At 47.1% G+C, this 15,249-nt stretch carries 8 protein-coding genes; 5 read left to right on the forward strand and 3 right to left on the reverse strand.

The window, feature by feature from the left end; all coding sequences use genetic code 11:
• Positions 1–243 precede the first annotated feature (243 nt).
• The 4 genes from ABS362_RS14300 (at position 244) to ABS362_RS14315 (ending at position 8,853) form a co-directional block, all read left to right on the forward strand.
• Positions 244–3,447 (forward strand): ice-binding family protein, encoded by a 3,204-nt coding sequence (locus ABS362_RS14300; RefSeq protein WP_350413179.1) that lies wholly within the window; start codon positions 244–246, stop codon positions 3,445–3,447.
• 36 nt (positions 3,448–3,483) lie between these two features.
• Positions 3,484–4,419 (forward strand): PorP/SprF family type IX secretion system membrane protein, encoded by a 936-nt coding sequence (locus ABS362_RS14305; protein WP_350413180.1) that lies wholly within the window; start codon positions 3,484–3,486, stop codon positions 4,417–4,419.
• A gap of 18 nt (positions 4,420–4,437) precedes the next feature.
• Positions 4,438–6,411 carry an OmpA family protein gene (locus ABS362_RS14310; protein ID WP_350413181.1) on the forward strand — a complete coding sequence of 658 codons (1,974 nt, stop codon included), beginning with the start codon at positions 4,438–4,440 and terminating at the stop codon, positions 6,409–6,411.
• 168 nt (positions 6,412–6,579) lie between these two features.
• Positions 6,580–8,853, forward strand: coding sequence for a TonB-dependent receptor domain-containing protein (locus ABS362_RS14315; RefSeq protein ID WP_350413182.1), 2,274 nt, complete (start codon positions 6,580–6,582; stop codon positions 8,851–8,853).
• 2 nt (positions 8,854–8,855) lie between these two features.
• On the opposite strand, the gene ABS362_RS14320 is transcribed toward ABS362_RS14315, so the two are convergent.
• The 3 genes from ABS362_RS14320 to gcvP form a co-directional block, all read right to left on the reverse strand.
• Positions 8,856–9,467, reverse strand: a complete 612-nt coding sequence (locus tag ABS362_RS14320; RefSeq protein ID WP_350413183.1) for a DUF4136 domain-containing protein — start codon at positions 9,465–9,467, stop codon at positions 8,856–8,858.
• Between the two features lie 85 nt (positions 9,468–9,552).
• Complete coding sequence (locus ABS362_RS14325; protein ID WP_350413184.1) at positions 9,553–9,918, reverse strand: hypothetical protein; 366 nt, start codon at positions 9,916–9,918, stop codon at positions 9,553–9,555.
• A 363-nt stretch (positions 9,919–10,281) separates the two neighbouring features.
• A complete protein-coding gene (gene gcvP / locus ABS362_RS14330) occupies positions 10,282–13,200 on the reverse strand; it encodes an aminomethyl-transferring glycine dehydrogenase (protein ID WP_350413185.1) in 2,919 nt (972 codons plus the stop codon).
• 285 nt (positions 13,201–13,485) lie between these two features.
• Between gcvP and ABS362_RS14335 the strand changes: the two genes are divergently transcribed.
• A complete protein-coding gene (locus ABS362_RS14335) occupies positions 13,486–14,721 on the forward strand; it encodes an NAD(P)-dependent oxidoreductase (protein WP_350413186.1) in 1,236 nt (411 codons plus the stop codon).
• Positions 14,722–15,249: the final 528 nt, after the last annotated feature.

The following is a 15,249-nucleotide window of genomic DNA, read 5'->3' on the forward strand; positions in this document are numbered from 1 at the left end:
AATTATAGGATTTTGAGATTTTTTTTAACGGAAGTGTATGCGGTGTTATATATTTTGTATAATGGATGATTTTTATAAAAATGTAAATTATTTTATATATATGGCTTTTTTTATATATTAATCTATAATTTTTTGAATTTATCACAACATATTCCGATATTTTAAGTAAATGAAATTGTTCAATATGTATAGATCAATCTATATATATTCTATTCCGCGAATATTTCATTTCAATATATCCATATGAATAAAATTTTACTGCTGATTTGTGCCATCTTATCTGTCGGCATTACCCTTAGCTATGGACAGACACAAGATGTACTGGGCAATGCAAGTAGTTATGCAGTGCTCGCCTCCACTCAGATCAACAACACCGGCCAGACAGGCGTTACTGGTAACGTGGGTGTAAGCCCAGGTAGCACCATTAATGGAGAGTCGGGACTTGTTGTGAAATCCGGCAAAGTTGAAAACAACACGCCGTCTGCTGTTAATGCTGCTCAGGACGCCTTGGTTGCCTACAACGCTTTATATGCCCGAACACCTACCACAAGTATAGCGGGGAACCTCGGAGAAAGTGCTTTGCCTTTAGGGCCTGGTACTTACAAAATTTCAGGGGATGCCAGTTTTAAAGGCGTGCTTGCAGTGGATGGCCGCGGAGATGTTAACTCCGTTTTCGTGTTTATAATAGATGGTAACCTGCTTACGGATGCTCCGGCGGCGGGTGTACTGACTATGAACGGCGCGCAGCCAAGCAATATTTACTGGGTCGTAACAGGTGATGTGATCCTGGGAGGCTCTACGGGTTTCCAGGGAACGATACTCGCGCAAGGCGATATAACACTGGATGCGGGCGTAGTAGTTATAGGTAGGGTGCTGTCATTAACAGGTCAGGTTAACCTGACCTCTAATAACGTGTTCCTGCCAAACGTTGTGGTTACCGACTTAGCTGTTACCAAAGAAGCAGCCGAAGGAAATTACACGGTAGGTTCCGAAGTAACTTACACGATTACTACTACCAACAACGGTCCTGGTACGGCTACCGATGTGCAGGTAAAAGAGAACATACCGGCAGGTCTTGAATTTGTGCGTGTTGAGTTTGCCTCACAAGGGACTTACGATGAAACTACCCACACCTGGAATGTAGGCACGCTTGTAAATACAGGCACAGCCACACTCAAACTGGTATTTAAAGTAATTGCATCAGGTAATATCAAAAACGGAGTTACAGTAATTGGTAAAGATCCGGATCCAAACCCAGGCGATAACACCGAAGAAGAACCAATTGATGTACCAGTACCGGCTGCTAACCTCAGCATTACTAAAACAGCAAGCGGCGCACCTTATAAAGTTGGTGGATTAGTAACTTATACTATAGTTGCCAGCAACAGCGGTCCTAACGCAGCTGAAAATGTAGTAGTAACAGATATACTGCCAGCCGGCCTGCAATACCAGAGCCACGAAGTAACAAAAGGTACTTACGACCCAACTACAGGAATTTATGCAGTAGGAACACTGGGCAAAGACGAGAGCGTAACACTGACTATAGTTGCTAAAATAGTAGCTGCCGGTAACATTGTGAACGTGGCTACCATTACAAGCCCAACCTTACCAGACCCTACCCCAGGCGACAACACCGACGAAGAACCGATTGATGTTACCTGCGATGCTCCAACGTTAACTATAACAGGAGATGGTGACGTATGCGAAGGTGAAGAAACAACCTTTACTATAACAGAGGTGATAGGTGCAACTTATACCTATACTTTACCTGCAGGCTTTACAGAAGTATCCAGAACGGCTACAACTATAACTATAAAAGCTGGCAACACAGGTGGCACCCTTGAGGTGAAAGTAACAGACCTGTGCGGAAATGAATATACCGTTGTTAAAGATGTGGTTGTAACTCCTAAACCAGTTGTAACTATAAGCGGTCCGGCGCAGGCTTGTGCTAATGCAAAAGGCCTAACCTACACTGTAGTTGGTGCCGGCGAAGGTGCAACTTACGAGTGGAGCGTAACTGGCGGTATAACCCTTACAAGTGAGCCAGGTGCAGCAACAGCAACTATAAATGTAGGCGCAACAGGTGGCACGATCTCGGTAAAAGTGAAGAACAGCTGTTTCGAGAGCGAGCCGGCAACTACAACTATAACCATACTTCCTGTTCCTGAAAAACCAACGCCAATTGCAGGTACCAGCGAACTTTGCGCAGGCAGCACGCCGACGTATGAGATTGCTCCGGTAGCAGGCGCTACAGGATACACTTGGACAGTACCAACCGGCTGGGAGATAACTGAAGGTCAGGGTACGACGAAGATAACAGTACTGGCAGGTGCAACCTCAGGTAACGTAACGGTAACAGCGGATAACGAATGCGGAAGCAGCGAAGCAGCAACCTTTACGGTAGCAGCCAGCGATGTACCGGCAGCAGCAACTATAACTGGAACCGCCGGAGCTTGTATCGGTACCTCGCTGACCTATAGTGTAACTCCTGTTGATGGTGCTACAGACTATAACTGGACAGTGCCACAAGGCTGGACAATTGTAAGCGGAAATCATACCCCAACTATAGAAGTAACTGTAGGCGAGCAGGCCGGTGATGTAACTGTAACTATAAGCAACAGCTGCGGAGCAGGTGCAACAGCAACTATGGCAGTAGCCCCAACCGTTAAGCCAGCTACACCAACTATAACTGGTCCGTCTGAGACGTGTGCAGCAAGCACAGGCAATGTATATAGTGTAACAGCTGTAGAAGGCGCCACCAACTATACCTGGACAGTACCACAGGGCTGGACCATTGAAAGCGGCGACGGCACGAACAGCATTACAGTAACTGCAGGTGAAACTGGCGGTGAAGTAACCTTGATCGTAACCAACGCGTGCGGCGACAGCGATGCAGGAGTATTTGCAGCTGGAATCACAACACCGCCAACTTCAGCAGGACCAATAACCGATAACAGCTCACTTTGCGAAGGCCTGACTTACAGCATCGCAGCAGTAGAAGGTGCTACAGATTATACCTGGACAGTTCCGGCTGGCATCACGATCATCTCTGGCCAGGGCACAACATCTATCAAAGTGAAAGCGGATAATGCCAATGTAACTGGAGATATCAGAGTGGTAGCTAACACAAATGGCTGCAGCAGTCCTGAATCTGTGATCGCGCTGGATATGTCGCTGGTAAGCGGTGACCTGAACTTCCCGAAAGCCTTTAGCCCGAATGGTGATGGTATAAACGATGCCTGGAAGATCACTAACCTGGAGAAATATACCGGCAACGAAGTGATGATCTTTAACCGCTACGGCACGGAAGTTTACAAGCAGAAAAATTACCAGAACGACTGGACCGGAAAAGGTCTGGAGCAGGGTACATACTTCTATAAAGTGATCGTGAAACTATGCGACGGCAAAGACCAGGTGTTTACAGGTTATGTAACCATCTTCCGCTAAGCATCAGGCCAACATAAAGCAAAAACATTTAAGAAAATGAGAATAGTTTACACACTGCTGGCCCTGCTTTTAGCCTTCTCGGCGAGCGCCCAGCAAAACCCACAGTACTCACAATACATCTTCAACAGTATGGGCATTAACCCTGCTTATACTGGCAGCAAGAATGTGCTCAACGTAAATGCCTTCCACCGCTCGCAGTGGACAGGCATTGATGGGGCGCCAACTACACAGGCGCTTAGCATAGACGGCATCCTGGCCAGCAGCAAACTGGGACTTGGTTTAGCGCTGACCCGCGACCAGATCGGGGCACAGTCTGCTATCTCGGCATATGCCAACATTGCGGTTAAGTTGCCGGTAAGCGAAACGGGCGTATTTAGCCTGGGCCTTGCACCGGGACTGGTACAAACCAAAATTGATGGCAACGAACTGGGTATTGAGAATGATCCTTCCATACCTGCAGGCTCAGAAACTAACATTCATCCGGATGTCAAGATCGGAGCTTACTTCCATACGCAGCGTTTTTATGCGGGCCTTTCGGCATCAGACCTGCTGCAGTACAAGGATATGGATAACATTGAGCCGGAACGCCACTATTACTTTACTACAGGCTATGTGTTTGATGTAGGTCCGTTTGTAAAGCTGAAGCCAAGTATGCTTGTGAAAGAGGATTTTAACGCCCCGACAGCTGTAGACCTGAACGCCTTTGTATTGTTAGCCGACAGATTATGGTTAGGCGGATCGTACCGCACGAGCATGAAACTCTTTAACGACACCCCGGACAATAATAACATAAAAAACCGTACGGCCATCGCTTTTATCGGGGAACTGCAGATCCATAAATCGCTGCGCTTAGGTTATGCCTACGATAAGATGCTCAACGACCTGGATTCTTTTAACACACACGAAATATCAATCGGGTATTACTTCTTCAGAAAGACTGATACCAGAATGCTTACCCCACAATACTTTTAATCTATAGCCTGAAAGCATATGAACTATAAATCTACACCCATCTATTTAGTTGTAGCAGCCATGCTGAGCTTTGGCTCGGTGGCGCAGGCGCAATCAGACCTCCGTAAAGCTAACAAGCATTTTGATAACTATGCCTTTGCACTTGCCCTTGAAGACTATAAAACAGCTATAGAAAAGCGCGAGCCAGACGCTGAAACCACCCAGCGTATTGCTGACGCTTACCGCATGACGCGCCAGACGCACCAGGCAGAGCAATGGTATGCCAAGGCCGTGCAACTACCGGGCAGCAATCCGATGAACCATTTCTTTTATGCAGAAGCGCTTCGCAGCAACGGTAAATATGCCGAGGCAAAAGTAGAATATATGAAATGGGGTGAGACCATGCCTGAAAATGCTGAGAAAGCACAGAAACTGGTAGCCGCTACTGACCAAACTATAAAGTGGTTGCAGCAGGAGCCAACTGCCGAGGTACAGACATTAGCTGGCGTTAATGTGGGCGGTTTTTCTGATTTCAGCCCGGCGCCGTTTGGCAAAGGCATCATCTTTACTTCTGACAGAGGAATTTCTGCTGATGCAAAAGCAGATGTGTATGGCTGGACCGGCCGCCCTTACCTGCAACTATTCACTGCTGAACCGGATGCGCAAGGCAACTGGGGAGCACCTACAGCATTGCAGGATGTGGTAAACTCAGAATACCATAATGCAACAGCATCGGCGGCTACAGATGGCCAGGTGCTTTATTTTACAAGAACCCACATGGTACGCCAGCGCAACAACGTAAACCCTGACCCAACCAGCTGGGTAAAAGATGCCGAGAAGCCGGAGCATATTAACCGACTGGAAATATTTTCGGCTGAGAAAGTAGATGGCAACTGGGGCAACATCCAGCCATTTGCTTATAACAACGTTACTGAGTATTCAGTAGGTCACCCGGCGCTGTCGGCAGATGGGCAGATCCTCTACTTTGCCTCTGATATGGCTGGTAGCCTGGGTGACACTGATATTTTTTATACAACCCGCCAGGCCGATGGCAGCTGGGGCAAGCCTGTAAACGCAGGTGCAACTATAAACACGCCGGGCCGCGAGAGCTTCCCGTATGTAGATGCCGACGGTAAACTATACTTTGCATCGGATGGGCATGCGGGCATGGGCGGCCTGGATATTTTTGCTGCCCTTGGTGAACATGGCAACTGGGGCGGTGTCCGTAACATGGGCAACCCGATAAACTCTCCTAAAAACGACTATGGTATTATGTTTACAGAGCCGGGCGAAAGCGGAATGTTGTCATCTAATCGCGATGCTGACAACGGCACCGAAGACATCTATAGTTTTAAAGTGTTGAAAAAGCCGGTGGTGATTGCCATCAAAACTCTGGAGCGCAAGCAGAACGAGAAGAAAAAGAACATAGAAGTGCCGCTACCGCAGGTTAAGGTTGTAGTGTCTCAGGAAAATAAAGCTGACTCAGCTACGGTTATCTCTGATGATGAGGGTAAATACTTTATGGATGGCTTTAAAGGCGCGAACTATTCGCTGTTAGGCACAAAGGCCGGTTACCTTACACAGCAGGCAGTTACCCGGGTACCGGAAACAGCAGGTGATACTATACAGGTAGCGCTCTTATTCGACAAGAATGAGCTGGACCGCGTGATCGTGCTGGAGAACATCTATTACGACCTGGATAAATGGGACATCAGACCAGATGCAGCTACAGAACTGGACAAACTGGTAACGGTGCTTCAGAACAACCCGGAAATTAAAATAGAAATGAGCTCGCATACGGATAGCCGCGAAAGCCAGAACTATAACCAACTGCTGTCTGAGCGCAGAGCCAACGCCGCTGTAGATTACCTGGTATCGAAAGGTGTAGACAGAAGCCGCCTGACAGCCAAAGGCTACGGTAAGACCAGGCTTGTAAACGGTTGCGGCGATAACGTGGAGTGCCCTGAAGAGCAGCACCAGCAAAACCGCAGAACCGAGTTCAAGATAAAATAAGACAGATCAATTGAATTGATATAAAAAATCTCATTAGCTTTCATAGTTTGGAAAGGCTCCGCAGGTTCTGTCGGAGCTTTTTTATTGGCTATAGTTGGCGAGTTATAGTTGTAGCTATAAACAATGTGCCCCGTTGCACGTTCTGAATTAAGTTTCTGCTTCTACCCTATGAAAATACGTCTTCTTTTAAGCTTTTTTCTGCTTGTTATCTGTCCGGCAACTATGGCGCAAACTATAGTGAAAGGTGTTGTCCGGAATGCGCAAAGCCAGCAAACTATACCAGGCGCTATAGTTAAAGTCAGCACCAGCCAAACCACGCAAACCGCTACAGATGGCAGCTATAGTTTAACCGTTCCGGCGCAGGCAACTTACCTTATTATCTCGCACATCGGGTTTGTAGCTGATACTATAACAATAGAGCATGGGCAAACTATAGTTTACTATACCGAACTACAGCCCCGTCAGAATATTTTAAAAGAAGTTAAAGTGCAGGGTTTCGAGACTAACCGGCCTTTGCTGCAAACGGCAGGTGCCATTAGTATAGTTGATAGTGACGTTATTCAGCGCTCGGATGAAAGTTCGTTGGTGAGGGCTGTGAACACGGTGCCGGGTGTGCGGATGGATGAACGTGCGCCGGCCAGTTACCGCATTTCGGTTCGGGGCAGCACACTGCGCTCGCCTTACGGCATCCGGAATGTGAAGCTATACTTTAACGGCATTCCGCTGACCGAAGCAAACGGAACAGCTGCGCTTAACTTATTAGATGCTGCAAGTATAGAAAGTATAGAAATTCTGAAAGGACCTACAGCAAGTGTTTACGGCGCAGGAACTGGTGGTACGGTACTGTTAGAGCCGAAGCGCGGGCAACTTGGCGCATCCATTGGAGCTGGCATAACGATGGGGTCTTACGGTTTCCAAAAATATGCAGCTACAGCCAGTGCAGGTTCTGCTAAAAATAACGTGCTGGTACAGTACACTCATCAGCAATACGACGGCTACCGCGAGCAATCCGCTTTCGATAGAAAAGTGCTACTCATCTCTCCGGAGTTCTATGTATCGGATAAGCAAACGATAACTTCGCATATCATTTACTCTGATCTGTATTACGAACTGCCCGGCGGCATTACAAAAGAGCAGTATGATGCAAACCCAAGGCAGGCACGCGGCGGCGAGTTTGGAAGCGTGAAGCAGCAGACAGCCATGAACCAGGAAGGCATAAACATCGGCCTGAAGCAGGACTATCGTTTCACAGATAATTTCAGTAATTCAACAGCCATCTATAGTTTGCACCGCTTCCGCGATCATCCGTTTAACACCGACTACGAACGCAACGCAAACCAGGAATATGGCGGACGCAGCAGCTTTACCTACAAAACAACTATAGCTACCTTACCGGCAACTTATACTTTTGGCGGCGAGTTTCAGCGCGGTTTTGAAGCAGCTCGCACCTATGACAACAACAGTGGCTCTGTAGGCGCCCTCCGCACCGACGATGAAGTAACAGCTAAAACCGGCTTTGTATTCAGCCAGGCAGAGCTCGAGTTGCCATCTGATTTCATCTTTACTGCAGCCCTCAGCCTGAATGACACACAATACGAGATCATAAGACTAGCGCAGGCACCAACTATAAACTATACCAAAGATTTTGAGGCTGTACTTTCGCCAAGAGTTGCGCTGCTTAAAAGATTGACCGACCAGATATCAGCACATGCCAGTATAAGCTCCGGTTTCTCGCCACCTACCGAAGAAGAGATACTGACCTCAGATGGAAACTTAAACGAAGACCTGGAAGCTGAAAAAGGAACGAACTATGAGTTGGGAGTGCGCGGCTATAGTTTGCAGAACAGGCTGAGCTTTGATGTGGTCGGTTTTTACTTCAGGTTGAAAGAGACTATAGTTAGCCGCCAGGATGCATCGAGTGTGGCTGTGTTCCGGAATGTGGGGTCTACTTCTCAGAAAGGTTTAGAAACAGCGCTGAACTATAGTATAATAGATGCTCCGGCAAATGCAGTAAGTCTGTTTAAAGTGTGGGGAAGCTATACCTTTAATCATTTCCGTTTCAAAGAATATCAGCAGGACGAAGATGACTTTAGTGGCAATAAACTGACTGGCATAGCACCGCACACCGCTACAGCAGGTTTAGATCTGGCAACGAATGTGGGGTTGTACTTTAATGCAACGGCTAACTATACAGAGAAGATTCCGCTAAATGATGAGAACACGGTCTACGCTGACAGGTTTGTAGTTATAGGCGCAAAAGCCGGTTACCGCAAAACTATAGCTGGGCAGCTGCAGCTGGATGTTTTTGCCGGAGTGGACAACCTGACCAATGAAACCTATAGTTTAGGAAATGACCTGAACGCTTTTGGTGGCCGCTTTTATCAGCCTGCCCCGGACCGTAATTATTTCGGTGGAATCAGTCTGAACTATAGTTTTAAATAAGTTTATCGGGTAGTTTGCGGTACAGGCGGATAACTCGACATAATATTGGCAATCGCTTTGTTAAGGTCGTAGCTGCCTAGGGCGGTGGGGTCTATTTCTGCTTCGTACCAGCCGCGCCACACCAGTTGGTTGGTACTGGCTTCTATCAGGTCTATGATCAGGGTACCTGGCGGCAGATCGCTCACACTCCTGTAAGCAGGCATTCCGGATACACTATACCTGAACCTGTAGCCATACCAATAACTATAGCCATACCCAAATCCGGGAGCAAAATCCGCTTCCGATGCCTTTGTGGCGGGCAACGCAATGTCGTAGGCGATGAGCAGGTCCGGAGATTCCTCTGCGGGCCGCATCCCTGTTTTCACTAATTCACTTTCAATAGCTTGTTTTATCTGCTGATCGAGCAGTGGGCTGTAGGCCGGGCCGCTGCCTATAGTGGGCGTAGGAAGTTCTGCACTATGCCAGGCGTAGGTCTGGTAAACTCTGAAATTTGAAGAGCTGTTGTAACTGCTTTTTATATCCGGCCCTACCGTGCAATAAGTAAGGAGCAACAGTAGTAAGAAGGCCGGTATTTGCCGCAGAACAGAGTCGAATACTTTTGAAGCGTGGTACATTGCTGTGAGGGTTGGTGGCGAATAATGTAACTATACGCACCACCCGGGGCAATGGCTGTCAAAAGCCGGATACTTAAGGGGTTAATTACTTTTTCTTGCGGAACCAGCTGCGCTGCTTAAGAGCACGCTCCTGGGCAATAAAAGTGTTTAGCTCTTCAGCCATTGTTGTTTCGTTAGCTACTTCAGCTTCTACTGAGAATGGAGCTGCAACCGGAGCTTCAATGCCTTCAGTTGGTAAAGCAAAAGCAGGGATAACAGAAACATGAACTTTAGCGGCAGCTGTAGCAACTATACCACCAGAGGTTAACATCGCAGCACCTGATGGAGTGTTTGCTCCTTGTGCTAAACGTAGGGCTAAGCTGCTACCTGTTGTAGCTACTTGTGCCATTGCAGAAGTATAACTAATTACCAAAATCGTAACAAAAGCAACTAGTAATACTGATTTTTTCATATTGTTTATAGTTTTTTGACTACTCTAACGATTTAACGGTTGCAAAGTTATGGATTTTATATATACAAAAAGCGGAATATGTAAAAAATTGTCCTATGGATTTATGAGTAAAGTGCCAAAAGTTAGTTTAGTGCACGCTAAAGCCATTTTCTTGCACTGAATATTTTTGAAAAAAAATTAAAAATTTTTTAAAACTATGATTCAGTGTTTAGACTTTTATTGAAATAATACATTTTTTGCAATTTATGGGTTGTTAGTCGATGAAATTCAGGGGTTTGTCGAGGACTTTTAAAGTAAGAGTTTAAAAACAAAAAAGCCTGACCGATGTGGCCAGGCTTCTGTTAGTATAAGTTGGGAGTTAGGTTAGCCGATAGCTACCATCTCATTTCCATTCTCGTTGTAAGCTTCTATCGGGGCGCAAGAGCAAACCAGGTTACGGTCGCCATATGCACTGTCGATGCGGCTAACAGTTGGCCATACTTTATTGTCGCGCAGGTAAGCCATCGGGAACACTGCCTTCTCACGAGAGTAAGGTCTCTCCCAGTTCTCTACCATCACTACTTTCATTGTATGTGGCGCGTTCTTCAGCACGTTGTTCTTCTGGTCAGCTTTGCCGGCTTCAATCTCACGAATCTCCTCACGTATCGAGATCATCACCTCGCAGAATCTGTCCAGTTCTTCCTGTGCTTCAGACTCAGTTGGCTCCACCATCAAAGTACCAGCTACCGGGAACGATACAGTCGGCGCATGGAAACCATAGTCCATCAAACGCTTCGCAATATCCTCTACCTCTACGCCATACTTCTTGAACTCACGGCAATCTAGGATCATCTCGTGCGCGCAACGGCCTTTAGAGCCTACATAAAGGACAGGATAATGCTGCTCCAGGCGAGCCTTAATATAGTTCGCGTTCAGTATAGCGATCTTCGTAGCCTCTGTTAAGCCTTCGCCGCCCATCATGGCAATGTAAGCATAAGAGATAGGAAGAATAGAAGCAGAACCCCAAGGCGCAGCAGAGATAGCATTGATCGCATCTTTACGACCAAGATCAACTACAGCGTGACCAGGCAGGAACGGAGCAAGGTCTTTTACCACACCGATCGGGCCCATACCAGGACCACCACCACCGTGAGGGATACAGAAGGTCTTGTGCAGGTTCAGGTGGCAAACGTCAGCGCCAATGTGTGCCGGCGACGTTAAACCTACCTGTGCATTCATGTTGGCACCGTCCATGTAAACTCGGCCACCGTTGTCATGTATTATCTGGCAGATCTCGATGATGCTCTCCTCGTACACACCATGTGTAGATGGGTACGTTACCATTAAGCAAGACAATTCATTCTTATACTGTTCAGCTTTCGCGCGCAGGTCAGCAACATCAATGTTACCTTTCTCATCACACTTAACTATAACCACTTTCATACCGGCCATAACCGCAGAAGCTGGGTTAGTACCGTGTGCAGAAGATGGGATAAGCGAAATGTTACGATGATGATCGCCGCGTGACTCGTGGTAAGCACGGATAACCATCAGGCCAGCGTACTCGCCCTGTGCACCTGAGTTAGGCTGCAACGAAACCGCATCAAAACGGGTGATCTCACAAAGCCACGCTTCCAGGTCTTTAAATATTTGTGCATAACCTTTTGTCTGATCAGCTGGAGCGAATGGGTGCAGCTGCCCGATCTCTGGCCATGTAACCGGGATCATCTCGGCAGTAGCGTTCAGCTTCATGGTACAAGAGCCCAAAGAGATCATCGAGTGAACCAGAGAAATGTCTTTGTTCTCAAGGTGCTTCATGTAACGCAGGATCTCGTGCTCAGAGTGGTGCTTGTTAAACACTTCGTGCGTGAGGTACTCACTCTTACGGATCAGGCTGTCAGCCCAGGTTACATCAGTTTCTTCTGGTAGTGCATCTATAGTTAATACTTCAGCAGACTTGCCAGCTACTTTCGCAAATACAGCAAGTATAGCCTTTACATCTGCCAGGTTGGTGTTCTGGTGAAGCGAGATACCGATGTTGTTCTCACCGAAGTAACGGAAGTTGATACCTGCTGCTTCAGCTTCAGTACGGATAGCATCTCTCAGTTCAGCACTCTCTACAGCAATTTTAAGTGTGTCAAAGTACTGCTCGTTCTGCTGCTCAAAGCCTAATGTTTTCAGGCCTTTCTCCAGTTGCTGCGCTAAAGCATGTGTATTTAAACCGATATACTTCAGGCGACGTGGACCATGGTAAACAGTATACATACCAGCGATAACAGCTAATAATACCTGTGCAGTACAGATGTTGGAAGTAGCTTTCTCACGACGGATGTGCTGCTCACGAGTCTGCAGGGCCATGCGGTAAGCCTTGTTGCCGGCTGCATCCACAGAGATACCAATAATACGGCCCGGGATAACACGCTTGAACGAATCTTTTGTAGCAAAGTACGCCGCATGCGGACCACCAAAGCCCATTGGCACACCAAAACGTTGCGTAGTGCCAACTACAGCATCAGCGCCCATTTCACCCGGAGGGGTTAATAAGGTAAGCGAAAGGATGTCGGCAGCAACAGCTACATACATTTCCTGCGCATGTGCTTTAGATATAAAGTCTGTATAATCAAAAATGGCACCGTCAGCAGCAGGATACTGCACTAAAGCACCAAATAAGGTTTCGTCAGCGAAATCTACTTCACGGTGATCGCCGATTACCAGCTCAATACCGATCGGAATAGCGCGCGAAAGAAGGATATCTATAGTTTGCGGCAATACCAGTTCCGATACGAAGAAACGATTGGCAGTTTTGCGGCCTCCTTTACGGTTTGCAAAGAACATACCCATGGCTTCGGCAGCGGCAGTACCTTCGTCCAGCAACGATGCGTTGGCGATCTCCATACCTGTCAGATCCATTACCATTGTCTGGTAATTGATCAGGGCTTCTAAACGGCCCTGTGCGATCTCAGCCTGATAAGGAGTATAGGCAGTATACCAACCCGGGTTCTCCATAATATTACGAAGTATAACCGGAGGCATAATCGTGTCATTGTAGCCAAGCCCGATATACGACTTGTATACTTTGTTCTGCTTCGCGATCTGAGAGAATTGGTTCAGGAATTCAGTCTCTGTCAGGGCAGCTGGCAGGTTTAATGGGTTTTTTAGTCGGATGGCGGCCGGTACGGTCTCCTCAATCAGCTGGTCCAGCGAGTCTACCCCGATGGTTTGCAGCATGTCCTGCATCTGCTCTTTGTCAGGACCGTTGTGGCGCTCCTTAAACACGTCTGCAGGTTTGGTTTTAAATATCATATCGATGAAATATTGATTGGGAAATTGGGTTAAATCTTATTGAGTAAAACTATGGCTTTAAGGCCGTTTATGATTTTCTACAAAAGTAATAGTAATTGTTTTTATATTGAACCATCAAAGGTAAATAGTTATGCGTGTGCAGACACTCTATATATATAGGTGTAATTTGCCAGCTATAGTTTATGTGCCACACCTTAAACAGGCGCCCCAGGGTAATGTTCCGGAGGGCTGGTGCAGGCATATCTTCAAACAGTAAACAGCAAAGAATAATTCAGCATTTCACATATGAGTAAAGTTAAGATCGGTCTCATTAAAGAAGGTAAAATACCCGTAGATAAGCGTGTGCCTTTAACGCCTAAAAAGTGCGTTGAAGCCATGCAGGAATTTCCGGAACTGGAAGTAGTAGTGCAGCCAAGCGAAGTGCGTTGTTTTAAAGATGCTGAATACGAAGAGCTGGATGTAACGGTACAAACCGACCTTAATGACTGTGATGTTTTGATGGGCGTAAAAGAAGTGCCGATAAATGAGCTGATCCCGGACAAGACCTACTTCTTCTTTTCGCATACTATAAAAAAGCAGCCCCACAATGCCAAACTGCTGCGGGCTGTGCTAGATAAGAACATCACCCTTATAGATTATGAGCTGCTGACTGATGCGAAAGGGCAGCGTGTGGTAGCCTTTGGCCGCTATGCCGGTATAGTTGGTGCTTATAATGGCATACTCACTTACGGTAAAAAACACAAATTATTCGACCTGAAGCCAGCTTACCTGTGCCACGACATGGACGACATGCAGGAGGAATACTTTAAAGTGAAGCTGCCTCCCATAAAAATTGCCGTAACAGGCGGCGGCCGTGTGGCAGGAGGCGCTATGGAAGTGCTTAATAAAATGGAGATCCGGAAAGTAAGCGTGTTCGACTTTTTATACAAGCAATTCAACGAGCCGGTATATGCCCAACTGCACTCCGGCGACTATAACACCCGGCCCGATGTAGAAGTGTGGGACTCGCCCGACTTTTATGCACACCCCGAACTATACCAAAGCACTTTCCGGAAGTTTACCCGGGTAACCGACCTGCTAATGGCCTGCGCTTACTGGGACCCACGCGCCCCGAAACTATTTACAGAAGAAGACACCTGCGAACCGGATTTCAAGATCAATACTATAGCCGACATTACCTGCGATGTAGACGGATCGATACCTACCACCAAGCGCGCCACTACCATACCTGACCCGGCCTACGACTATAACTGCAGAACCGGAGAATTAGAGCCTCCTTATAGTTCAGAAGACAACATAACGGTAATGGCTGTTGACAACCTGCCCTGCGAACTGCCCCGCAATGCCTCCCGCGATTTTGGCCGTAACATTATAGACTATGTATTTCCACAATTCTTTAACAACGATGAGGGTGGCATGCTGGCAAGAGCAACTATAGCTAAAGAAGGGGAGCTAACAAAGAGATATGAGTACCTGCAGGAGTACGCAGATAGTGTAGCAGGAGTAAAAGGAGAAGTATAGTTACTATATATAATAGAGTAAAAATCAGGAATCAGAAAAGCCCTGCTACCTATAGCGGAGCTTTTGCTTTAAATAGAAGTATAATCTAGGGTTAAGAAATTCTTGAATAGTTCCGGAACTTTGCCGGGTCCTTAAACTGTTATCACTTCACGCCCGGAGCAGCCAGGCAGGCATACCAGCTTCTTTAACGGAGGCGGGCAGAAAGGGGCAGGGCACCGGAAGGGCAACAGTGTAAAATAATCTTGCACGTTTCCAGCCACTTAGGGGGTGGCATATAAAATCTTTGCTTCGGGTGCTTGCAGGCTAAAAAAGGATTCGTACTTTTGCATCCCGTTCAGCAGGAAGGGAAGTGAAGTTGGGGAGGAGAGATGAACGAGCAAGCGGGCCTTAAATCCCAGTCCTGTGTTCAGCAGCGGCATTTCATGCTACGGTCTTCCGGGAAAAATTTCCGAAATATTTTTCTTTCACTGCTTGCAAACATCGCCTGAATGGTGTTACCTTTGCAACCCGGTTCAGCAGCAGGCTGAC

The sequence above is a fragment of the Pontibacter populi genome, assembly GCF_040278685.1.
GTDB classification, from domain to species: Bacteria; Bacteroidota; Bacteroidia; order Cytophagales; family Hymenobacteraceae; genus Pontibacter; species Pontibacter populi.